Source organism: Hymenobacter sp. J193 (assembly GCF_024700075.1).
Classification (GTDB): domain Bacteria; phylum Bacteroidota; class Bacteroidia; order Cytophagales; family Hymenobacteraceae; genus Hymenobacter.
In genome coordinates this window covers 4,168,093-4,190,888 of sequence record NZ_JAJONE010000001.1, presented here as the reverse complement: position 1 = coordinate 4,190,888, position 22,796 = coordinate 4,168,093, and the positions used below count along the sequence as shown (strand labels likewise).

At 61.8% G+C, this 22,796-nt stretch carries 14 protein-coding genes and 1 pseudogene; 5 read left to right on the top strand and 10 right to left on the bottom strand.

Features of this window, described 5'->3' with window-relative positions:
• Positions 1-155 precede the first annotated feature (155 nt).
• The 6 genes from LRS06_RS18285 to LRS06_RS18260 form a co-directional block, all read right to left on the bottom strand.
• Positions 156-3,200: a tail fiber domain-containing protein gene (locus tag LRS06_RS18285; protein WP_257872820.1), complete on the bottom strand. Its 3,045-nt coding sequence runs from the start codon at positions 3,198-3,200 to the stop codon at positions 156-158.
• Entirely contained in the window at positions 3,200-6,943 is a 3,744-nt protein-coding gene (locus LRS06_RS18280; RefSeq protein ID WP_257872819.1) for a discoidin domain-containing protein, read from the bottom strand. The genes LRS06_RS18285 and LRS06_RS18280 overlap by 1 nt, the downstream gene beginning before the upstream one ends.
• A gap of 354 nt (positions 6,944-7,297) precedes the next feature.
• Positions 7,298-9,193, bottom strand: a complete 1,896-nt coding sequence (locus LRS06_RS18275; protein ID WP_257872818.1) for a 7TM diverse intracellular signaling domain-containing protein — start codon at positions 9,191-9,193, stop codon at positions 7,298-7,300.
• Positions 9,194-9,847: 654 nt separating this feature from the next.
• Complete coding sequence (locus LRS06_RS18270) at positions 9,848-12,100, bottom strand: tail fiber domain-containing protein (protein WP_257872817.1); 2,253 nt, start codon at positions 12,098-12,100, stop codon at positions 9,848-9,850.
• 496 nt (positions 12,101-12,596) lie between these two features.
• On the bottom strand, positions 12,597-13,049 hold the full coding sequence (locus LRS06_RS18265) for a thioesterase family protein (protein WP_257872816.1): 453 nt from the start codon (positions 13,047-13,049) through the stop codon (positions 12,597-12,599).
• A 56-nt stretch (positions 13,050-13,105) separates the two neighbouring features.
• Positions 13,106-13,840 (bottom strand): bifunctional 2-polyprenyl-6-hydroxyphenol methylase/3-demethylubiquinol 3-O-methyltransferase UbiG, encoded by a 735-nt coding sequence (locus LRS06_RS18260; RefSeq protein WP_257872815.1) that lies wholly within the window; start codon positions 13,838-13,840, stop codon positions 13,106-13,108.
• Positions 13,841-14,156: 316 nt separating this feature from the next.
• Here LRS06_RS18260 and LRS06_RS18255 point away from each other — a divergent pair, with 316 nt between their 5' ends.
• Both LRS06_RS18255 and LRS06_RS18250 read left to right on the top strand, forming a co-directional pair.
• Positions 14,157-14,330, top strand: a complete 174-nt coding sequence (locus tag LRS06_RS18255) for a hypothetical protein (RefSeq protein WP_257872814.1) — start codon at positions 14,157-14,159, stop codon at positions 14,328-14,330.
• Between the two features lie 236 nt (positions 14,331-14,566).
• Entirely contained in the window at positions 14,567-15,043 is a 477-nt protein-coding gene (locus LRS06_RS18250) for a nucleoside deaminase (RefSeq protein ID WP_257872813.1), read from the top strand.
• A gap of 154 nt (positions 15,044-15,197) precedes the next feature.
• Here LRS06_RS18250 and LRS06_RS18245 read toward each other — a convergent pair.
• Positions 15,198-15,943: pseudogene (locus tag LRS06_RS18245) on the bottom strand (IS5 family transposase).
• A 70-nt stretch (positions 15,944-16,013) separates the two neighbouring features.
• Between LRS06_RS18245 and LRS06_RS18240 the strand changes: the two are divergent.
• Complete coding sequence (locus LRS06_RS18240; RefSeq protein ID WP_257872812.1) at positions 16,014-16,313, top strand: hypothetical protein; 300 nt, start codon at positions 16,014-16,016, stop codon at positions 16,311-16,313.
• A gap of 61 nt (positions 16,314-16,374) precedes the next feature.
• On the opposite strand, the gene ffh is transcribed toward LRS06_RS18240, so the two are convergent.
• Both ffh and LRS06_RS18230 read right to left on the bottom strand, forming a co-directional pair.
• The gene (gene ffh, locus LRS06_RS18235; RefSeq protein ID WP_257872811.1) at positions 16,375-17,724 is read right to left on the bottom strand and encodes a signal recognition particle protein; all 1,350 of its coding nucleotides are present in this window, start codon (positions 17,722-17,724) and stop codon (positions 16,375-16,377) included.
• Positions 17,725-17,780: 56 nt separating this feature from the next.
• Positions 17,781-18,119, bottom strand: coding sequence for a hypothetical protein (locus LRS06_RS18230; protein WP_257872810.1), 339 nt, complete (start codon positions 18,117-18,119; stop codon positions 17,781-17,783).
• Between the two features lie 118 nt (positions 18,120-18,237).
• Between LRS06_RS18230 and LRS06_RS18225 the strand changes: the two genes are divergently transcribed.
• Positions 18,238-19,572, top strand: coding sequence for a glycosyltransferase family 4 protein (locus LRS06_RS18225; protein WP_257872809.1), 1,335 nt, complete (start codon positions 18,238-18,240; stop codon positions 19,570-19,572).
• 70 nt (positions 19,573-19,642) lie between these two features.
• Here the strand turns inward: LRS06_RS18225 and LRS06_RS18220 are convergent, their stop codons facing one another.
• A complete protein-coding gene (locus LRS06_RS18220) occupies positions 19,643-21,484 on the bottom strand; it encodes a hypothetical protein (RefSeq protein WP_257872808.1) in 1,842 nt (613 codons plus the stop codon).
• Positions 21,485-21,700: 216 nt separating this feature from the next.
• Between LRS06_RS18220 and pseB the strand changes: the two genes are divergently transcribed.
• Complete coding sequence (pseB, locus tag LRS06_RS18215) at positions 21,701-22,726, top strand: UDP-N-acetylglucosamine 4,6-dehydratase (inverting) (protein WP_257872807.1); 1,026 nt, start codon at positions 21,701-21,703, stop codon at positions 22,724-22,726.
• Positions 22,727-22,796 lie beyond the last annotated feature (70 nt).

The window sequence follows — 22,796 nt, the reverse complement described above, 5'->3', positions numbered from 1 at the left end:
TGGGTAAATGATTACTATTCAAGTGTTACCTTTTCAATAAGCATCAAAACCGGCAGCAACCTGAGGCAGCGAAGACCTAAGCTACCTGGCTTCTAAACACTGCAACGCCTCCGGCCAAGTCGACCGGAGGCGTTGCTATTAAGCAGATGATAAGCCTATTTCTGGGCCTGGGCCTGACCAGCTTCCAGGCGCCGCAGCCGCTGCTCAAAGGCTTCGGTGGCGGCAGTTGCCTGGGCGGCCTGGGTCTCAGCCGAGGTGGCGCGGGCCTCCTGGGTTTTGGCCTGGGCCTGCAGGGCGGCGTTCTGCTTTTTCAAGTCCTCAATCTGGGCTTGCTGGTCCTGAATGGCCTGCACCAGCAGGGGCGTGAGCTTGCCATAGTCCACGGCCCAGGGGCGGCTCACCGTGGCACCCGTATCACCCGGGCTCACGGCCTCCGGGTATACCCCGAACAGGTCCTGGGCCAGGAAGCCGGTCGTGCGGTTCACTGCTGCCGTGCCGATGAAGTTATAGTCCTGCACCCGCAGCTTGAGCACGTCAGCCAGCCCGTAGTGGGTGGGGCGGATGTTCTCCTTCAGGCGCCGGTCCGAGGCCGTGTTGTAGTAGACCGTGTTGCTGCTCAGATTGGCCCCGATGGCCCCGATAAAGGTCGGGTGGCCAGCCTTGTTGAAGACAATCATCTCCGTGGCCGTGTTGCCGGCGGAGTTGCTGGCCGGGAAGTTGAAGGTAAGCATGCCCGTCGGGTCAGGGCTGGTCGAGGTCAGAATCAGCTGCTGCGGGGCGCTGCTCTCGATGTCGAGCCGGGCATCGGGCGTAGCCGTGCCTAGGCCCAGGTTGCCATTGTCGATGAAGCGCGCCCACTCCGTCACGGCGTTCGAGGAACTCGCGCCCCCAAAGCGGATGCCGCCGTACTGGTTGCCGCCACCCTTCTGGTTGAGCAGCCAGGTTTCGCCTTCCCCCAGTGAGCGGTTCCATTGCAGGTAGGCGCCCTGGTCGCTGATGGCCCCGAAGCCGCGGGCCAGGATGCCCCCGTTCACGTCCAGCGTCTGCGTGGGATTCGTGTTGCCGATGCCCACGCGGCCCAGATAGTTCCAGTACAGCACCGACTGCTGAGTGCCGTTGCGCTTGATGCCCAGAATACCGGTGTCGTACCCGTAGAGCACGGGGCCGTCGGTGGTCAGGCTGTTCCAGGTTTTGGCGGCGCCGTACCAGCCCAGACCGTGGTTGGCATCTTTCAGCAGCAGGTCGTTGGCCGTCGTCAAATTCAGGTTCTGGGTGGCGGTATGGTTGCCCAGGTTGTCGCCCAGGCTGCTCAGGGCCACGCTGTTGCCCCCGCTGATGCTCAGGTTGCCGCCGCTCACGCTCAAGGTCTGCCCGTCGTTATCGGTTACGGAGCCGCCGCCGAAGCCATTAATCGGCGTCAGGCTGATCAGGCCGTTGTTCTTGAAGATGGTCTGGGCCTCGTTGGTGTCCGAGGCATCGGGCAGGATTACGCTGGTGCTGTTGGAGAGGCGTAGCGCATTGCCGTCCAGCGTCAACTGCTGGGCGTCGGTATCCAGGTCGGTGAAGGAACCGCCGCCAGCGCCGTTCACGGTGCTTAGCGTTACCGTGGTACCGGCTTTGCTGAGGGTCTGGGCTTCATTGGTGGCCGAGGCATCGGGCAGCGTTACACTGTTGCCCCCGCTGATGCTCAGGCTGCCGCTGCTTAGGGTCAGCGTCTGAGCGTCGGTAGGCAGGGCCTGGGTGGCCAAGGTGCCATCGGCGGCGGCCGTTACCATGCGGGAGTTGCTGCCGGCCAGGCTACCCAGTTTGGTGGCGCCGCTTATTGTGGCACTGCCCACCGTGAGCTGACCGCCCACGGTGCCGGCGCCGCTGATGTTGAAGTTGCTGCTGGCTTGCTGGGTGGTGGTGTTCTGGATGAAGCCCGTGCCTGCCGCGGCCGGGGTCAGGTAGTCGGTGCCGGCCACGGCCGCCGAGACCACCCCGCTGCCATTGGCTTTCAGCAAGCCGCTTACGGTGCCGGCGCCGCCCTTGGCGGCGGGCACCACGGCGGCGTAGATGGTGGCATTGCCGGTGCTGGTGATGTCGCCCGTCAGGTTGGCGTTGGTGGTCACGGTAGCGGAATTGCCGGCCGTGGTGGCGTAGGTGGCCGTGGCCGCGTTGCCGGTGGTGTTCTGGTTAAGGACGGGGAAATCGGCAACCTGGGCGGCGGCTACGGTGCCGCTGCCATTGGCCTTGAGGATGCCACTCACCGTGCCGGCGCCGCCCTTGGTGGCGGGCACCACGTTGTTATAGGTGGTGGCCACGCCGGTGCTGATGATGTCGCCAGTCAGGTCGAAGGGGGCGGCGGCGGTGGTTTGGGTGGTACCGTCGGGGAACTGGAAGCCGCCCGTGCTGCTGAAGATGGTGCCGGCTACTTCCAGCTTCTGGGTTGGCCCGCTGGTGCCGATGCCCACGTTGGCCCCGCTGCCCAGCACTACGGTGTTGCTGGTGGTCAGCTCCACGTTGGCGCCCAGGGCCGTGGCGTTGGTGATGTTGCCGTGGCTGCTGTCGGGGCCGCTGTTGGCGCCCAGGGCCGTGTTGTAGGAGCCCGTCTCGTTGGCGCTACCGGCTTGGTCGCCGCTGAACACGTTGTAGGAGCCAGTGGTGTTGCTCAAACCGCTTTGACTGCCGTTAAAAGAGTTATTGTTGCCGGTGGTGTTGTTATAGCCGCTCCGAAAGCCGATGAACTGGTTGAGGTTGCCCAGAGTGTTGTGGAAGCCGCTCTGATAGCCCGAGAACAGGTTGGCCGCGCCTTCTGTGTTAGAGTAGCCGCTCTGGTAGCCGATAAACTGGTTGAAGAAGCCCGTCGTATTGCGGTAGCCACTATAGTAGCCATTGAAGAGGTTAGCGTGGCCGGTCGTGGTGTACCTGCCGGCCAGGTAGCCAACAATCTGGTTATCTTGCCCATAAATGGAATTCTCATCCGGTACCGTAATCATCTGGCCGGCTAGGTAGCCTATCAGCAGGTTGTGGCCCACGCCGTTCTGGGCCAGGTTCAGGCCACCGTCGGGCCGGATGCCCAGGCCCACCACAGTGCCGATGTCCTCGCCGTTGGTGCCCGTGATACCCTGCGTCGCCACGTGGTTGCCTAGGTTGTCGCCGACGGCCGCCGTGCCCTGAAAGGTGCCATCGGGGAAGAAGAGGCCGCGGTTCTGGCTCACTATTCGGATGTTGCCATCGGCCACTCAAGCTTATCGGTGGGCGTGATGGTGCCGATGCCGATATTGCCTGAAAACGCTTGGATGAACAGGCGGCCGCTGGCAATGTTGCTCTCGCTCAAGTTGAGGCCGCCCAATCCGCCGGATACCATGCTGAAGTTATACCGGTCGCCGCCGTACATGTCGTTGAAGCCCAGGAAACGCCCGTTAGCGTCGGACTGCACCGTGAGCGGGTGACCGGGGCTGGTGGTGCCGATGCCCACGCGGCCATTGGTGAAGCTCAGGTTATTGTTCTGCTGGTCGATGGTGGTGGCCTGGGTGAGGGTGCCGCCCAGGGTGATGTTGGTGCCCGTGCGCGTGAGGCCATTGCTGGCCGTGGAACTAGCGGCGGCGCTGGTCTGGGTGGTACCGTCGGGGAAGGTCAGGGCGTTGCTTAGGCCGGTGAACTTGATGCCGCCGGCCACTTCCAGCTTCTGGGTGGGGCTGCTGGTGCCGATGCCCACGTTGGCGCCGTTGCCCAGCACCACGGTGTTGCTGGTAGTCAGCGTTACGTTGGCGCCCAGGGCCGTGGCGTTGGTGATGGCGCGGGCCGCATAGGTGGGGCCGCTGTTGGAGCCTACTACCGTGTTGCCGACGCCGGTTTCGTTAAGGTAGCCGCTGCGGAAGCCCAGGAACAGGTTGTTCTCACCCGTGGTGTTGAAGTAGCCGCTTTCATAGCCGCTGAACTGGTTATTGCTGCCCGTAGTGCTATACAGGCCGCTACGGTAGCCGCTGAACAGGTTGTTGTTGCCCGAGGTGTTGGCGTTGCCGCTCTCGTAGCCGCTAAACTGGTTGCTGCTGCCCGTCGTATTGCGGTAGCCACTATAGTAGCCGCTGAACTGGTTGTTGCTGCCCGTAGTGTTGGCCTCGCCACTGCGGAAGCCAATAAATTGGTTGTAGAAGCCCGTGGTATTGGTGCTGCCGCTCCCGTAGCCTACAAACAGGTTCTCCTGGCCCGTGGTGTTGGCGTAGCCGCTGTAGTTACCTATAAACTGGTTGAAGATGCCCGTGGTGTTGGAGTAGCCGCTATAGTTGCCGCTGAACATATTGCGGCCGCCCGTGGTGTTAGCTCTGCCGCTCTCATAGCCCATAAACAGGTTGTATTCGCCCGTAGTATTGGCCTGGCCGCTCCGGTAGCCCACAAACTGGTTGTAGCTGCCCGTGGTGTTGCTGTTACCGCTCGATTCACCCATGAACAGGTTGTAACTGCCCGTGGTGTTGTTGCGGCCGCTGTAGCGCCCCACAAACTGGTTGTAGTTGCCGCTGCCATTGTAGAGGCCGCTCTGGTAGCCCACAAACAGGTTGCCTTCGCCCGTGGTGTAGGCCCCACTCTGCAAACCCACAAACTGGTTGTAGGCGCCCAAGCTGGTGGAGCCGGTGCCGTAGCCCAGCGCCAGGTTCTGATTCTGGTTGTTCTGCCCGATGTTCAGGCCCCCATCGGCCCGCACGCCCAGGCCAATACCGCTGATGTTGGCGCCGTTGCCCGTCAGAGCGTTGGTTTGCAAGTTCAGGTTCTGGGTGGCGGTGTGGTTGCCCAGATTGTCGCCCAGGGTGCTGGTGGCTGTCGTAGCCAGGTTGCCGTTGGCATCGGCCGTTACCACGCGGGTGCCGGAGCCGGCCAAGCCGCTTAGGCGGGTGCTGCCGTTCACGTGCAGCGTAGCCTGCGGGTCGGCCGTACCGATGCCCACGTTGCCACCATCCGTCACGCGTAGGCCGTTGGCATTGCCGGGGGCGTTGCTGAGCCAGTTGCCGTTCAGGCCAATGTTGGTGGTGGCGGTGTGGTTGCCTAGGTTGTCGCCGCTGGCCGCCGTGGTCTGGAAAGTACCGTCGGGAAAGACCAAGCCATTGCCAGTAGTTGCAATCTTGATGTTGCCGTCGGCCACTTCCAGCTTCTGGGTGGGCTCACTGGTGCCAATACCCACTTTCACGCCGTTGCCCAGCACCATCGTGTTGCTCTGGGTGGCCTGCACGTTCGCGCCAATGGCAATGGCATTCGTCAGATCCCCTCTGTTCGGCCCGCTGTTGTAACCCAGAGCCACGTTGTTGCTGCCAGTGGTGTTGATGAGGCCGCTGGAGGAGCCCAGAAATACGTTTTGGCTGCCCGTGCTGCTGTACACACCGCTGCGAAAACCACTGAATACGTTATTGTCGCCCGTGGTGCTATTGTAGCCGCTCTGGTAGCCGCTGAACAGGTTGCTGCTACCTGTGGTGTTGAAATACCCGCTCTGCAGACCCACAAACTGGTTGAACGCCCCCGTGGTAGTAGCTTGGCCGGCCTGGTAACCCACAAAGTGGTTGTCGTTGCCGGTGGTAGCGCTCTGGCCGGCTTCGTAGCCTAGCAGGAAGTTACGGCGGGGCGCGTTCTGTCCGATGTTCAGGCCGCCGTCGGCACGCACGCCCAGCCCGATACCATTAATGTTGGCGCCGTCCCCCGTCAGGGCATTGCCTTGCAGGTTCAGGTCTTCGGTGGCGGTGTGGTTGCCCAGGTTGTCGCCGCTGGCGGCAGGAAGGGTAATGGTGTTGCCGCCCGAGATGCTCAGGTTCTGGCCATTGATGCTCAGCGTCTGGTTGCCGGTGCCGCCGCCGGCTACTTTGGCGTCCACGTAGGTTTTCACAGCCTGCTCGGTGGGTACGCTGGCATCGGAGTTGCCGGCCAGGGTGCCATCGGTGGAGAAGGAGCCCACGGCCGCGCCGCTGCCCAGCTGCAGGGTGCCGGGGTCGATGCGCACGGCCACGGCGGGCGTGGAGGTCGTCCCACCTACCGAACTCATCAGGCGCCACTCGGCAATGTCCACGTCGCTGCTAGTGTAGCCGGTGCGGGCGCGGGAGATGAGCAGGCGGTAGTAGCGGTAGGCCGTGGTGTTGGTCACCGCGTAAGTGTTGTAAGTACCAGCAGGCTGGTCCGTGCTTACCGTGTGCAGAGTGGTCCAGGCGCTGGCGTCGTTGCTGCCCTGCATGTCCCAGGCCCCGGCCGCGTAGTTGTAAGCACCCAGGTACACCTGGTACTGCTTCACGACGGCGGGCGAGCTACCCAAATCCAGCTGCACCCACTGCGGCAGCCCGGCCCCGCCGGCCGCCGACCACGTACTGCCGGTACTACCATCGTTGACGCCGGAAGCCGGGTAATCGGCGTCATAAATGGAAGAAGCCGAGGCCACGGCATTCGCAGCTAGGTTGGGGCCCGAACTGGAGGTCGTAACTGTCGCCGCTTTGGCAATGTGTAGCGGGGCTGTGGGGCTGCTGGTGCCAATGCCCACCTGGCCCGCGTCGTCGATGCGGATGCCGCCGGTGCCGTTGTTGGTCAGGGCGTTGTCGTTGAGGCGCACGGCCTGGGTGGCGGTGTGGTCGCCCAGGTTGTCGCCAGCCCCGTCGCCGGTGGGGTTCAGGTACGTCCAGCCGTTGGTGGCCTCGTAGTACCAGAAGCCGGGCTGGGTGCCGTCGGTCTGGTACACGAGCAGGCCGGCGGGCACGGGGGCGGCAATGGCACCCCGCTCCGTCACCGTCAGGCGCGGAATGAGCAGGCCCTTTTCCGAGCTCACGATTTCGAGGGCAGCCTTGGCATTGGGGGCCGTGGTGCCGATGCCTACCCCGCCGCTGGGCGTGGTTTGGGCCAGGGCCGTGGGCGCGGCAGCCAGCAGCAGCAGCGCCGCCAGGGGCGCGAGCAGGTAACGGTAAAACACAGGCAGGAGAGTGTAGGTGTGGGTCATGGGCAAAGAGCGAAAGACAACTGAAAAACGCGCCGCCAGCTGGTGGGCCGCGCCAGCACCGAGGGCCAACCTCTGATGCCGGCGCGCCAACCCAGCTCCCCCTGGAGCTGCTGCCGAGTGGATAATGGCCTAAGCCAACGGCGGGGCGTGGACGACACGTGCTATGTGCTGCAATAGTCCGACGCGCAGGGCCCGTTTCCCTAAAACCGAGCGTAGACAAAGTATGGACAATGTTTACACATTACTGATAATCAGATACTTTTATTTACCTGTAAAACAACAAGGGCCCTGGGTTTCATTGGAAACCCAGGGCCCTTGCCTGGTCGGCTGGATACTGCGTGCGGTGGCGAGGCGTTATTCTTCGGCCAGGGGCCCGGCTGCTTCCTGCCCGGATGGGGGTAGCTCCTCCCCTTTGTCGGCCGCACCTATTTTTTTGTAGAGCCTGGTTTTGGCCCGCCGCACGCTGGCTGGGTCGATGTTGAGCAGCACCGCAATTTCCTTGGTAGAAAGGTTGATGTGGAAGTAGCAGTACAGCCGCTGCTCGTGCTTGGTGAGGGCCGGGTACTTGCTTTGCAGCTCCTCGAAAAAGCGCGGGTGCACCTGCTCGAAGTGCAGCTTGAACCGCTGCCAGTCCTCGTCCAGGTACAGGCTGGTTTGCAGAATAGACTTGATGCCCGCCAGCTCCTGCGGTCGGCCTCCTGGGCTCTGCGCGCCCAGTTCTCCTATCTGCTGCTTGAGTTCGGCCAGCAGGGCGTTTTTCTGCTGCACGTACAGGGTGGTGGAGGCCAGCTCGCGCTGGTTGGCTTCCAACTGCTGCTGCAGCTCCTGGTTGGTGGTTTCCTGCTGGCGCCGGTCTTCGCTCAGCTGCTGCGAGGCCTGCTCCCGGTCCTGCTGGTGCTGCCGCTCCATCCGCTGGAAAGCCGCCTGAATCTGGGTGTTCTGCAGGGCTATTTCCCGGCTGCGCAGCTCCTGCTGCCGGATGTCCAGGGCCAGGTTACTGGCTTCGCGCTCCCTGGCCAGCAGGCTGCGCTGCAGGTTCTGGAGGCGGATGCTGATGGCGGCCGAAAAGCACAGCGCGTGCGACACCACGGCCAGGTCGGGCAGCAGGAGCTTGCCCTCATTGTCGAAGCCCAGTACCACGTGGTACACGGCCACGGCCATGATGCACAGCAGGGGCAGCACGTTGGCCAGCAGGTAGGTGCGCGCCAGGGGCAGCCGCCGCCGGTAAGCCACGAAGGTGATGTACAGCAGCAGCGTTATCACCCCCAGCACCAGCAGGTTGTCGAGCAGCAGCGAGTAGTAGTTCAGATAAAATCCGCTCAGGTTCACCAGCCCTACCACCACGGTGAAGCCTATGTAGCCCCGCAGTGCGTAGCGCAGCACCTTGTCGAGCCGGGGGAGGTGGGTGGGCGTTTCCAGGTATGAGCGGGTCATCTGCCCAAACCCAATGAGCAGTAGCACCACGCTCAGGTGCATAAATATATTGTTGATGGAGTAGCCGTACCCGATACCGCTGGGCAGCACCATCAAACTGAAAACCGGCGCCGGAAACCAGACTCTGAAAAAATTCCGGAACGCCGTAATGTACAGGGCCGCCCCTACCTGCGTGCAGATATAATACAGGGTAGTGCGGTCCGGAAAGCGGGCGTACCCGTGCAGGTTGGTGAGCAGCAGCAGCAGCAGCACCGCTATGGACACGGCCCAGGCCACGCCGAAGAACAACTCGGTGTGCCGGGCCGTTGCTTCTTGCTCTATGCTCACTCCCAAGTGTATGGATGGCGGCAACGTAGCCTGCTGGCTCAGCCGCACGTGCACATAAACTGTAGTGGTGGTGTGTCCTTGCAGTAGCAGGGTCATTTGCCCTTTCAGGCGGGCACTATCCGTGGCTATGGCCAGACCAGCCCGGTGGGTACGCCACAGCTGGGCATCCGCATCGAAATAAAACAGGGTGTTATCGAGGGCAGGCAGCACCCGCAGTCGGCCGGCCTGGTCGTAGCGGCTGCGGTTGGTAACCGTGAGTTTAAGCCAGAACCGGCGGGCCTGAGCCGGACGCAGCGAGTCGGCCGGGGCAAAGACCAGCGTGGAATCTGCATGAATTCTTTCCCAGCTATAGCTCTTATCGGGCAGCATGCCCTCCAACCGTACGGTGAGGTCAGCAGCCGTATCCTTGCTGACTGCCGGCTGCGCTTCTGCGCGCAGTCCACCTGCCAGGCACAAACACAGCAGCAGTAGGTGCAGCCTTTTTAGCACAAACAGACCAAGAGGTAACGGAAGCACAATAACGGTGTGGTAGCGGGCAGAAACAGACCGGAAAGCAGCAGCAGAACATAAGGACGCGCTACTGCCAGGTAACGGACAATAGCGCGTACACGGAAAATACGACAGCACAGTTAAGGTACACATGCTGCTGGAAAGCTCGGCCGTCCCCGTAAAGATAACTGACCGCGCGCCCCGTTGTATACAGATAATAGAATAGTACCATATGACGGTTTGCTCACCCATTTCCTACTAGCACCATCCTACACTAGTCCCCCGCCAAAACGTGTGAGGGTGCTTTTGCCGGTAGGTTTTTGGCTGGCCTCCTACCCCCTGCTCCTATCAACTGGCGTTGCTATGCGACCGGCCATCCGTGCCCGCTATTGGGCTGCGAGCGGCCCATTAGTGGTCCAGGCTCGGATCAAACCGCACTCAGCTAGCCAAAATCGAATCATGAACCCTTACCCGGCTACCACCCTCCCTGGCTACCCCAGGCTCCTGCTGGCTTAGGCGGCACCCTACCGTTGCAACAGGCACAGTCTATCAATTATGCATCTGAGACAATACCCTACCGTGCCTACAGCAAAAGCCAGACCCTACGTAGGGTCTGGCTTTTTGCTGTAGGCACGGTAGCGCAGCAAGGGTGCTTTACCGGGCCGGAGTCGGTTCTTGGCGGGCCTGGGCGTCGGCGCCCAGCAGGCGGGCCATCTGGGCTTGCAGGGAAAGCAGGCTGGCGTGGTCGGCATCGGCCTGGGTCAGGCGGGCTTGCAGGGCGGCCTGCTGACGGCGCAGCTCCGCCACCTCGGCAGCCGGCGTGGGCGAGACACCGGCCGGGACTTGCAGCAACTGAATCTGCTGCTGCTGGCGGGCATTCTCTGCTTCCAGAGCCAGCACCCGCCGGTACAGGGCCTGAATGGCAATCAGGTTCACCCCGTCGAAGTCGGCTTGGTTGATGCTGGTTTTCTCGCCAATACTGCCTACCCCGTCGTGACCGAAGGCGGCATAGAAGTCCTGGGCCATGGGGCCGTAGTGGCGCATGGTGTCGGCGCTCTGGCCCTTGTAGTTCCACGAGCCCAGGCGCATACGGTTGATGCGGGCCAGAAACAGGTTGCCGTCGGCCAGCACCCGCCGCTCCTTCTTGGTCGAGTCGGAGAGGGTTTGCCAGGCATTGCCGCCGGGAAACACCTGTACGCCCACGGGCGTACCCAGCGGCGTGACCCCTCCGGGGTCAGTGCGGGTGGCCACGGAGGTGAAGAGGCGGTAGCCCCCGGCAAAGCGCATGGTCATCTGGTTGTAGTTGGTGCTGTACACCGAGTCCTGCTGGCGGTCGGAGGGTGTCTGGACTTGAGGGTCAAGACCGACAAGCGGCGACATATCGGCCAGTACAAAGCTGCCGTAGTAGCCGTTGGTGCGGGCGTAGTAGCCCATGGTGTAGGTGTTGCCCCGGCTGGAGCGGGAGTAGCAGCCCTGGCCAAAGGCCAAGGACGGGGGCCAGCTCGGGACGTAGGCACCCACGGCGGCGGAGTAGCCGGCGGAAGTTGACCCCAGCACCTTGTTCTGGTAGCCGCCGATCAGGTGGTACCAGCCTTTGGGGGAGTTGCGCGCACCAGTCACCAGCGCGTAGAAGCCCTGCACCACGTCGTTGTTGAGGCCCGTGACCAGCGCCCCTTCGCTGTTGCGCAGACGGTTGTTCCAGCCAAAGCCCGTGGCGTAGGGGCTGCCGACCTGGTTGTCGAGGCCGAAAGCCGCCGAGTACATGCCGATAACGGTGCTGGAGCTGCCCGCGGCCGTGCGGTTCCACCGGTCGCCCGTGACGCCCCCGGCCCGGAAGGCCCCGTAATACGAGAGCCACATCAGCCGGTCGCCGGCCCCGAGGATGGCGGGTGTCGTGTTGCCCTTGCCCTGCTTGGAGGTGATGACCACGTCCTGGTCCATGTCGAGCAGGCGCGCGCCGTAGCGGTTGGTGGAGTCGGCGTTGACGCGGGCCGCGCCGACCGTGAGCAGGCCGTTGCCGTCGAGGCTTAGACCACCCCGGATGGCGCGGTCCGTGGTGCCGCCCACCAGCTTGTTGCCGTTCAGGTTGATGTTCTGGGTGGCCACATGGTCGCCCAGGTTGTCGCCTTCCGTACCGGTGGTGGCCGTAGCCGTCAGGTTGCCGTCAGGGTCGGCGGCCAGGAAACGGGTGCCGGTGCCCACCAGCCCGTTCACGTTCACCTTGCCGTCGGCACCCACCGAGAAAGCCGGGGTGAAGTTACCCGTAGGGATGCCGCCCTCACTGCTGGTGCCGCCCATGCGGCCCACCACGAACTTGTCGCTCGGGTCGGCCACATCGCCCACTACCACGCGCAGCTCGCTCTGGTCTACGGCTGGATTGTGGCGGTAGATACCTACCGGGTCGGAGCTCACGCCCGGCCCCACCCACTCAATGGCCTGCCCTGTACCGGCTGCCTGGCCGCCGTTGTCGCCCAGGCGCACGTTGCCGCGCACGTCCAGCTTCTGGCTGGGGGCGGTGGTGCCCAGACCTACGTTGCCGGCGTTGTCGATGCTCAGGCCCTGGGTGCCGCCATTGCCCACCAGCAGCTTATCGGCCAGGTTCAGGTTTTGGGTAACCGTGTGGCTGCCCAGATTGTCACCGCCCAGGCGCACCCAGGTCGTGCCATCGAAGGCGTAGAGGCCGGGGGTGTTGTCGGACTGATAAATCACCAGGCCGGCCACGGGCGGGGCCGTAGTGCTGGCCGTAAGGGCGTCGCGCTGGGCCAGGGTGAGGCGGGGCAGCAGCAGGCCCTGCGAGGTGCTCCTGATTTCGAGGGCCGCCGAGGCATTGGGCGCGGTGGTGCCGATACCAACGCTTTGGGCCTGGGTGGCCTGAGGGGCAGCAGCCAGTAGCAGCAGGGTCGCCAATGGCGCAAGCAGGCAAGAATAGCGCAAAGCAGGAAAAGAGTATTGGTATGGCATGAGGTGAGCAGAAGATAAGAGAAAGGGAAACGCCCCTTGATGAAGGCACCAACCGCCGTCCGTTTTCCGAGCAGGGAGCTACCAACGAATGCAAGAAAGCGCTAAGCCTAGAGGAAGCTAGAGGAAGCGAAGCCGACACGCTCTAAGTTTTACAATAGTTCAACCGAATAGGCTTACATTCCTAAAAAGGCGTGTAGACAAAGTGTAGACAGCCTGTACAACGCACTATTATTCAGACAACTATTTTACCTACGCTCCTTTTCGAATGCTGGCGGCCATTGGGCAGCAGGCGCAGCCATGTCGCCCAAACACTGCTTCTTAGTAGGTATTGCTTTCTGCAGCAACTCCTGGAACTCCTGGCTAAAGCAATGAACAGCGCTTGGTGACGGCCATTAATATCTTCTGGTAGTGCCTGGTTTTTGACCGAGCCCTCATGCCCCGACTACGCCTCGCGGGGCGCCCGCACAATATCCTGGTAAGAAGCGTGCCGGCTGATGCTGCTCATAACGGTGGAAATTTCGGGCGGGGGCACCGTCAGCTTGCGGGCGCGCAAATCCAGCCAGGCCCCTTCCACTGTCACGGTGGCGGCCAGCCGACCATCTTCCTTATAGATTGCGTGGACGATATTCCAGCGGGAGCCATCCTCGTTCAGCCCCGACAGCTCGGCCGTCACGCGAATGGTTTCGCCGAGTCCCACTTCTTTTAGAAAGCGGGTGTCTTCGCGAAACAGGATGGGGCCGATGCCCAGCTGGGCAAAGCGCGCCATGGTAAAACCCTGCTCGGCCAGAAACTGCACCCGGGTATGGGCCGCGTAGTCGGTGTAGGCCGAGTGGCGCATGTGGATGTTCGGGTCGAGGTCGGCCCAGCGGACGGTATAGGTTTTGGCGTATTCCATAAGGGAAGAAATCAGGCAGAAGCCAGAAGCCGGTGTTGCAGGCTAAGATGAATATTCTAGCTTCTCAGCGTAAGGCGTACCAGGTATTGCTGCTGCTCGTCTTCGGCCAGAAACTCGACTTCGTAGCCGGCGGCTTCGGCGTAATCCTGCAAAATGCTGGCATCGGCAAACAACCAGGAAAAGGCCGCGCCGGTTTCGGTCTGGTAGCTCATGGTGTACTCCACTTCCCCGTAGTAGGGGCCGTTCAGGTCGAACACCAAGGCGCCTTCCTCGTCTTCATACAGATAAGAAATATCCGAGGAAGTAGCCAGAATCTGGCCGCCGGGCGCCAGCAGCGTACGGGCAAAAACCAGAAAACGCTCCAGCCCGTCCAGGGTGCCTACCAGCCCGAGACCGTTCATGAGCATCAGCAGCGTGTCGTAGCCTCCCGCCTCGGCCGGTACGGCAAACAGCTCGTGGCAGGCCACTTCCCGTACCCCGCGCTCCTGCATGGTTTGCACCGCCCCCACCGATACATCCACGGCTTTCACAGCAAAGCCCCGGCTTTGCAGCTCCAGGGCGTGGCAGCCGGCGCCGGCGCCCAGGTCGAGCACGCGGCCCTGACACTCATCCAGGGCCAGGCGCTCCATCTCGGGCATTTCCCAGAGGGAGCGGAAGAAGTAACTGGCCGGTAGTGACTCGTCCTCGGCTACGTTGGAGTGCACGGTGAGCGTGGCGGCGGGGTCGAGGCCACGGTGGTAGGTCAGCAGCGCGTGGCCCAGGGCATCGGGCGAAGATACAGAGTGAGGCATGGTCGCAAAGATACGGCCACGAGCCCGGAAACGCGGGCGGCGGGCTGCGCACGTATCTTTTCGGGCGGGGCTGCGTTGAGAAAACCTCGTTCAACCTTACGCCCCATGTCCAGCAACCTCGACTACCTGAACCCCGACCTGCTGCCGCTCGAAGATAAAGTGCAAGCCTACCTGAAAGCGGAAAAGGAGTTGCAGCAGGCCCACATAGCCCGTACCATGCACGAGCACCCCACGCCCACCCCGGAGTTCGAACAGCGCCCCCCCTACCGGCAGCTACGATCAGCAAACCGACGAAGAGCAGCAGCGCATCGGCGCCGTGGAAGAGGACCTGGCCACGCTACGCCGCGAAATCCTGACCATGCTGCCCGTGCGCGACGAATGGGTAAAAGTGAATCTGGGCTACGGTCCCAGCCGCGTGGGCGCGTTCCGCAACGAAAAGTTCGGCACTGCGCCCGATGAGGAAGAATACCTGCTCCGCGTGGTGCAGTAGGCAAAGAGGCCGGCGGAAAAGAGCATAAAAAAGGGCGACCAATAGCCGCCCCCTTTTCCACAACCAAAACACCTAAAAACTATTCTTTCGGGATTAGATAAATCAATCATCATGCCATAGCCGGCAAAACCTATTTCATTATTCGCATAACTTTCTTGCTTTAGGAAATAAGTTTTGTCGGAGCTGCGCCATTGCGGCGGGGCGCGTAACTTGCACGCCCTTTTTACTTGATGTGTATGCAGGACCCCAACCCCGAGTTTATGCGGGAAGCCATCCGGCTTTCCATTGAAAAGATGCAGGCCGGCCACGGCGGGCCCTTCGGAGCAGTAATCGTAAAAGGCGGGCAGATTATTGCGCGCGGCTTCAACCAGGTTACGAGCACCAACGACCCCACCTGCCACGCCGAGGTAGACGCCATCCGCAAAGCCTGCGCCGTGCTGGGCACATTTCAGCTCGACGGCTGCGACCTGTATACCAGCTGCGAGCCGTGCCCCATGTGCCTGGGCGCCATCTACTGGGCCCGCCCACGCCGCGTGTTCTACGGCAACACCAAAGCCGATGCCGCCGCCATTGGCTTCGACGACCAGTTCATCTACGAAGAGCTGGACAAACCCCTCGACCAGCGGCGCCTGCCCATGACCGAGTTTCTGCGCGGCGAGGCGCAGGCTGGTTTCCAAGCCTGGGAGCAAAAGGAAGGCAAGACGGAGTATTAGCCTATGCTTCATAACGCTCCTATCCTTCTGGAGCAAGTTGGCGCCACCTTGCTTGATGGTCGTGTGGATATAATGATGGAGGAAGGAGAATCAGATCCTCTCATCACTTATTTGCAATTTCACCATGCCAACGGCAACCAGTGGCTAGGAAGTGTTAACAGTCGCGCAACCAGAGCACGGTTGCGGCCAGATGAACAAAGGCCAGAAAATGCGCATCGAGCTTGTCGTAGCGCGTGGCCACACGGCGAAACTGCTTGAGTCGGCTAAAGAGCCGCTCAACGGGGTGGCGCTGGGCATAGCGGGCCACGTCGTAGGCGCGCGGGTGTCGGCGCTTGCGCCGAGGCGGAATCACGGCACAGGTGCCGCGGGCGGCCAGGGCCGCGACGAACTGGTCGGAATCGTAGCCACGGTCGGCCACGACATACGCCGGACTCAACCCGTCGAGCAGCGGCAACGCCTGCGGGGCATCGTGGCGCTGGCCCGCCGTCAAGCCCCCACGCACAAACCGCCCCCGCGCGTCGGCCACCGCGTGCAGCTTGCTCGTCAGCCCGCCGCGGCTGCGCCCGAGGGCTTGCGGCCCGTTTTTTTGCGTGCCCCGCTGGCATGCTGGTGCGCCCGCACGGTGGTGGAGTCCACCAGCAGCGTGTGCAGCGCGTCGTCCTGTTGCACAGCCGCCAGCACCCGGGCCCACACGCCGGAGGCCGTCCAGCGCTGGAAGCGCGTGTAGGTCGTGTGCCAGTTGCCCCATTCGGTCGGCAGGGCCCGCCACCGGCAGCCATTGCGTGTCAGCCACAGCACCGCCTCCACAAAGCGTCGATTGTCCTGACCCCGCCCGCCTTTGGTGCCCTCGCGGCCCGGTAGCAGCGGCGCAATCCGCGCCCATTGCACATCTGTCAGCATGTACTCCATACCCAAACTTAACACCTACTGTTAACACCTCCTAGCCATCATCTCAACCGATGAGCAGACAATGACGCATCTGGCCGAGGAAGCTGAAGTTGTCATCGGAACTATAGACCAAGGTGGACTGGTATATCAGATTGGCTCTATCTCCGATGTGTTTCCTGCTTTCGAGCCTTTCATTGGACGTCGATTATTAGCCGTAATTGAGCTTATCGACCATAAAATTGGCCCCAGCTTTGGCGTAAAGCTCTACTTTGAGGGAGGCCTCACCTTCGCCATTTGGAATCAGGACTATCCGATTGACCAAAACTGCTACATTTTCAATGATTTGCTGCCTGATGTAGTTGTTGAAATACCTGTTCAGTGACTTCCACCCAAACAGAAAGCCCCGCCTGCAAAGACGGGGCTTTCTGTTTAAGCAGGCTGGTCTACCGCAAGGGTCCTTTCATGCCCATCATGCGGGCCATTTGCTGCATGCCACCTTTGGTGGTGCTCATCTTGTTCATGGTGCGCATCACTTTGCGCATGTCCTCAAACTGCTTCATCAGGTTGTTTACCTGCTGAATATCAGTACCGGAGCCTTTCGCCAGGCGGCGCCGGCGCGAGCTGTTCAGCAGCTCGGGCTGGGCGCGCTCCTGCTTGGTCATACTCTTGATGATAGCCTCAATGGGCTTGAAGGCGTCGTCGTCGATGTCCACGTCCTTGATGGCCTTGCTCATGCCGGGAATCATGCCCACCAGGTCCTTCAGGTTGCCCATCTTCTTGATCTGCTCCAGCTGGGAGAGGAAGTCATCGAAGTTGAACTGGTTTTTGCGGATCTTCTGGTTGATACGCTTGGCCTCTTCCTCGTCGAACTGCTGTTGGGCCCGCTCTACCAGCGAAATCACGTCGCCCATGCCCAGGATGCGCTGGGCCATGCGGTCGGGGTAGAACATGTCCAGGGCCTCCATCTTCTCCCCCGTGGAGATGAACTTGATGGGTTTCTCCACCACGGCCCGGATGCTGAGGGCCGCTCCACCGCGCGAGTCGCCGTCGAGCTTGGTGAGCACCACGCCGTCGAAGTTCAGCCGGTCGTTGAAGGTTTTGGCCGTGTTCACGGCGTCCTGGCCCGTCATGGAGTCCACCACGAACAGGGTTTCGCTCGGGTTGATGGCCTTTTTCACGGCCTCAATCTCGCGCATCATCTGCTCATCCACGGCTAGGCGGCCGGCGGTATCGATGATGACTACCTTCTTGTTGTTTTTGCGGGCATACTCAATGGCGTGCTGCGAAATCTCCACCGGGTTCTTGTTTTCCGGCTCCGAGAATACTTCCACGCCAATCTGCTCGCCCAGCACTTTCAGCTGATCGATAGCGGCCGGACGGTACACGTCGCAGGCTACCAGCAGCACCGTGCGGTTCTGCTTTTTGATGAAAGAGGCCAGCTTGCCCGCGAAAGTAGTTTTGCCCGAGCCCTGCAAACCCGAGAGCAGCACCACGGCCGGCTCGCCCTTGATGACGATGTCCTGCTTTTCGCCGCCCATGAGCTGGGTAAGCTCATCGTAGACGATTTTGGTGAGCAGCTGACCCGGCGACACGCTGATGAGCACGTCGCGGCCCATGGCCTCTTCCTTGATTTTGTCGGTGACTTCCTTGGCCACCTTGTAGTTCACGTCGGCATCTACCAGCGCGCGGCGAATTTCCTTAACGGTGGCCGCTACGTTGATTTCGGTGATGCTGCCCTGACCTTTGAGGGTTTTAAAGGCTTTGTCGAGCTTGGTACTTAGATTATCGAACATTGAGTCGCAGAGATTTTGCGCGGAGTTATTTGTTTTTGCTGATTTTCGGGGGGCGGTTACGAGGCTTTGCGCAGCACAATACTTTCCAGGATTTCCAGGCGGCGCAGTACATCGGGAGTAGTTGCCGGATTGGTTTCGATGCGCTCCAGCCGCTGGTCGATGTGCTGCACGTCGGTGCGCAACTCAGCTACTTCCTGCTTTACGGCATCAATTTTCTTTTCGACCCGAATAAACCCATCTGCTACGGCGGTGGCAAAACGGTCGAAAATGGCTTCAAAGCGGGCGTTAGTATCGGCTGCGGTCTGCCGGATTTCGGTGCGCAGCTCATCGATTTTGCGCGAGTTTTCCTCGGTTTGCCGGTCAGTGGCCCGCAGTAGGTCAGCTAAAAGAGCCAAAATTTCGGAGTTATCGGAAGCCATAGTGTAGATAGTTTACGAAACAAAAACCGGGTTCAGCCTTCAAAAGTAACCAGAAAACCCCGAAAGGCCGCCGGTGCGTACCTTCGCTGCTTTCTTGCCCCTTCCTTTCGTGCCCGTGCCCGCTGCCCGCCCTCTTCGTTTGCTCGTAATTACGTACTACTGGCCCCCTTCCGGCGGGGCGGGCGTGCAGCGCAGCCTTAAGTTCGTGAAGCACTTGCCCCAGTTTGACGTAGAGCCCACCGTCATCACCGTAGACCCCGACCAGGCCGCATATCCGGTCCTGGATGATTCGCTGGCGGCTGATATTCCGGCCGGGATGCGCGTCATCCGAACCGGCACCTTTGAGCCCTTCGACAGCTACAAGAAGCTGACGGGCCGTAAACAGGTGCCCTACGGCGGCTTCGTGGGCGAAAGCAAGACCAGCTTCACCCAGCGCCTGTTCAAGTTCGTGCGCGGCAACGTGTTCATCCCCGATGCCCGCCGGGGCTGGAACCGCTACGTGCTGCAGGCCGTAGCCGAGCTGCTGGCGGCCGGCGAGCAGTTCGACGCCGTGCTCACGTCCTCGCCCCCCCACTCTACCCAGCTCATCGGGCTGGAGCTCAAGCGCCGCTACGGGCTGCGCTGGCTGGCCGATATGCGCGACCCGTGGACCGACATCTATTATTATAAGGAGCTCAACCATCTGCCACCGGCCCGCTGGCTGGATGCGCGCTACGAGCGGCAGGTGCTGGAGCAGGCCGACGCGGTGCTCGTAACCAGCCCCAGCACCAAGCGCCTGTACCTAAGCAAGTCGGCGGCGCTGCGGCCGGAGAAGTTCCACGTGCTACCCAACGGCTATGATGAAGACGACTTCCGGCAGCCCAGCGCGCCGCCCCGGGATGCGCTGCTGATTACGCATACGGGCACTATTTCCGAAACCTACCACATCGGGCAGCTGCTGGCGGCCTGCGCCGAGTGCACCCGCCGCCACCCCCAAGTGCCGCTGAGGCTGCGCTTCGTGGGCAAGGTTTCGCCCGGTATTCAGCAGCAGGTGCAGGAGGCAGGCTTGCAGGCTCAGACTGAGTTTGTGCCCTTCGTGCCGCACGATGAGTCGGTGCGGTACCTGCTGCAAAGCACGGTGCTGCTCATGGCCGTTCCCGACGTGGTCAACAACCGGGCTATTCTGCCGGGCAAGGTGTTCGAGTACCTGGCGGCCGGCAAGCCCATTCTGTGCGTGGGCCCCAGCGGCTCCGATGCCGACGCGCTGCTGACGGAATGCGGAGCGGGCTCGGCCCTGCCCTACGAGGATTTCGCGGGGATGCTGGCCCGCCTGGAAGCATTGTGCCGGCAGTGGCAGCAGCACCCCAACCTGGATTTGCCCGACCAGCATCACTCCCGCTACTCCCGCCGCGCCCTCACCGGGCAGCTGGCGCAAGTAGTGAGGATGTGAAAGGGTGAGTTTATAAACGTGTCATTGCGAGCCGCGAAGCAATGACACGTTTATTCATTACCTCATAATTTCACCACTTAAGTAAGCCGCGCAGCTTGCCGGGAACGAGGCTGGCGGCGCGGGCTTTCAGGTCCGTCCAGGGAGAGTGAGCCAGCTGGCGGCCCTGCCACTGACCGATGGCGGTGGCCAGACGCTGGGCCAGCGTGCGGTACTGGGGGCGCTGGTAGTGGCGCAGGTTGTTGGTCACGTCGGCGGGCGTACGGATAAACTCGCGCACGTCGATGAGGTAGCAGTTGGCCGCTCCGGCGACGAAGGCGGCCAGCGCCTGGTTCATAACGCGGTGGCGTTGGGCGGCCCCGGCCTCGGGGGAGCCAGGCACGTCGATTTCAGTGCCGTTCAGGAAAAAGACAGGCACGGAGGCGGGCACCTGCGCCCGCAGCCAGCGGAGGTTTTCGGTGAACTGCTCCGGGGAAATCTGGCCTTCAAAGGCGAAATCCTGCTGAAACCGCCGCAGAAACGCCTCGTCCATCCCCTGAAACCGGCGCTGCGCGTACCGGGCAGCCTGGGCGGCGGGGTCCACCGTCAGCAGGTTCTGGTAGCCTCCGAAGGGTATTTGCCGGCCGGTGGCTTTTTCGCGGTAAAGCTCCTGGGTATAATCCATCAGCGGGCTATACACCAGCACGTCGTAGCCCGGCTGCCAGAGTTGAGTAGCAAAAGCATCCTGCCCAAGAAAAGACAACGCGGCGGCCAGGCGCTGCTGTTCGGCGGCGGGCCACTCGCGCCCCGCCCGCAGCAAAGCGGTGTGCTCCAGGTGCACCGGTATCTGATGCTCATTGTTGTAGTTGAATTCCTCCACTACCTCCAGCTCAAAGGCCTGCAGGAAGGGCGTGAGCTGGCCCAGGTCGCAGCCGCCTTTGAGCAGCACGCGCAGACGGCCACCCGCCCTGGGAGCTTCTGCGGGGTCTGAATCGTTGCCTTGGTCCAGCGTAATCCAGTCGGGTTTTTCCTGCCGATTCAGCTCCGTAGCTACTTCGCCCTGCACTTCCAGCGCCGGAAAGCCCAAGTGGGCGTAGGTGAACTGCTCGACGCCCAGGTGCAGGATGCGGCAGGAAAACACGAGCTGCTCCACCCGGTTTTCCTCTAGGTTCAGGCAGTACACGCCCACCAGGCCATAGTCGCCGAAGCGGTCCTGCACGCGCACGGTACCCCAACGCCGGGCAGGGTCCAGGAGGCTGGCTTCCAGCTCAGCAAGCGTGACGCGGTGCTTGGTGAAGTTAAGTTGATTGGAGCGGTTGATAAGCTCTTCGATGCGGCCCAGGTCGGGCAGTACGGCCGCGTCCTCGCGGAACTGCACGCGCACCCGGGCATCGCGCAAAAAGGCCAGGTTGTCGTTGTACTGGGTGCGAGCCTGCTGCTGGCGCTCCAGCAGCTTGTACTGCTTTAGCCGGGAAAGCGCGGGGTCGGGCTTGCCGCTGGCACGTAGCTTCGGGGCCAGCATAGGCAGTTCGGCGGGGTCGGCTACCTGCAGGCCGGGGTTGTAGTACTGCGCTTCCGCCCGGTTGATGGGGTTGTCATCTAAAAACAGCGCATTGGGCGCCCGCAGCTGCATTTGTTCCAGCAGCTGGCGGATAATGGGGCCTTTGGGCTGCCAGCTGATCTGCGGAAACACGAACAGGTCGCGGATGCCCAGCTCCACCAGCTTGGCTTCGGCCGGGGCAAAGTCATTTTTGGAAACGATGGTGTGCACAATGCCCCGGGCTGCCGTGTCCCGGACGAGCCGCAGGTTTTCGTCCAGCGCCTCCACCGCGCCCTCCGAGAGCGTGCCGCGCCAGAACGTATCATCCAAATCCCAGATAATAACTTTGACGGGGGCTTCAGAAGTCCGTTTTGGGTTGTCAGTTGCCAGTGCCATGCAGGTTGGAGCCGAGGAGCGGGGGATACTTACCCCGCTCCAGCGGCCGATTCAGCTAAAAAGGTTTTTCAAAGGTACAATGAACCGGCAAGCCGCAGTCGGGGTTCGGTTTCCGCTCCACGCACCGGGCCACTGACAACTCGCAACTGACGCCGGAATGCCTACTTTTGTTTTCCTTACCCCGGCCGGCCTGGTGGCTGGCCCTGTTTTCTTCTTATGGCCCTCGACCTTAATCATAAGTCTATTCTGGTAACCGGCGGCACCGGTTCTTTCGGCAAGCAGTTCGTGCAGGCCGTATTTGAAAAATATCCGCAGGTGAAGCGCCTGGTGGTGTACTCGCGCGACGAGCTGAAGCAGTACGAAATGTCGCAGACGTTTTCCAGCAGCAAGTACCCGGCCATCCGCTATTTCATTGGCGACGTGCGCGACGCGGAGCGCATGAAGCGGGCCTGCGAGGGTATCGACATCATCGTGCACGCCGCCGCCCTCAAGCAGGTGCCTGCCGCCGAGTACAACCCGATGGAGTGCATCAAAACCAACATCTTCGGGGCCGAAAACGTGATTAACGCGGCCCTGGACTGCGGCGTGCAGGAAGTGGTGGCCCTGAGCACCGACAAGGCGGCCGCGCCCATCAACCTCTACGGGGCCACCAAGCTGTGCTCCGATAAGCTTTTTGTGGCGGCCAACAACATGAAAGGCTCCCGCAACCTGCGCTTTTCGGTGGTGCGCTACGGCAACGTAATAGGGTCCCGGGGCTCGGTGGTGCCGTTTTTCCTGCAGGAGCGCCACAAGGGCGTGCTGCCCATCACCCACCCCGACATGACGCGCTTCAACATTTCCCTGGAGGAAGGCGTGGACCTGGTTCTGTATGCCCTGGAGCACAGCTGGGGCGGGGAAATCTTCGTACCCAAGATTCCAAGCTACAAAATCACGGAAGTAGCCAAGGCCATTGCCCCCAACTGCCGCCAGGAAATCGTGGGCATCCGGCCCGGCGAGAAGTTGCACGAGGAAATGATAACCGAAACCGACGCGCTGAGCACGGTGGAGCTGGATAAATACTACGTTATCCTGCCCTTCACCCCGCGCTGGGATGTGGAAGAGTTTATCCGGCACTTCAACGGCCGCCGCGTGGAGGCCGGCTTCCACTATGATTCTTCAAACAATGCCGATTGGATGTCGGTGGAGCAGATCCGGGAAGAAATTCGCTTGCACGTGGATGCCGAGTTCACCCACGAGTGCTAACTTTTTTCGTGCTCCATGGCTGGCAGCTGCCCCTTGGGGGCAGCTGTTGGTTTTTCCGCCCGGGATGCCC

Bases quoted from the DNA above. Each gene is read 5' to 3' on its own strand.
- LRS06_RS18240 (WP_257872812.1), top strand. From the start codon at position 16,014: ATGACGCATCTGGCCGAGGAAGCTGAAGTTGTCATCGGAACTATAGAC.
- LRS06_RS18265 (WP_257872816.1), bottom strand. From the start codon at position 13,049: ATGGAATACGCCAAAACCTATACCGTCCGCTGGGCCGACCTCGACCCG.
- LRS06_RS18220 (WP_257872808.1), bottom strand. From the start codon at position 21,484: ATGGCACTGGCAACTGACAACCCAAAACGGACTTCTGAAGCCCCCGTC.
- LRS06_RS18260 (WP_257872815.1), bottom strand. From the start codon at position 13,840: ATGCCTCACTCTGTATCTTCGCCCGATGCCCTGGGCCACGCGCTGCTG.
- pseB (WP_257872807.1), top strand. From the start codon at position 21,701: ATGGCCCTCGACCTTAATCATAAGTCTATTCTGGTAACCGGCGGCACC.
- LRS06_RS18250 (WP_257872813.1), top strand. From the start codon at position 14,567: ATGCAGGACCCCAACCCCGAGTTTATGCGGGAAGCCATCCGGCTTTCC.
- ffh (WP_257872811.1), bottom strand. From the start codon at position 17,724: ATGTTCGATAATCTAAGTACCAAGCTCGACAAAGCCTTTAAAACCCTC.
- LRS06_RS18280 (WP_257872819.1), bottom strand. From the start codon at position 6,943: ATGACCCACACCTACACTCTCCTGCCTGTGTTTTACCGTTACCTGCTC.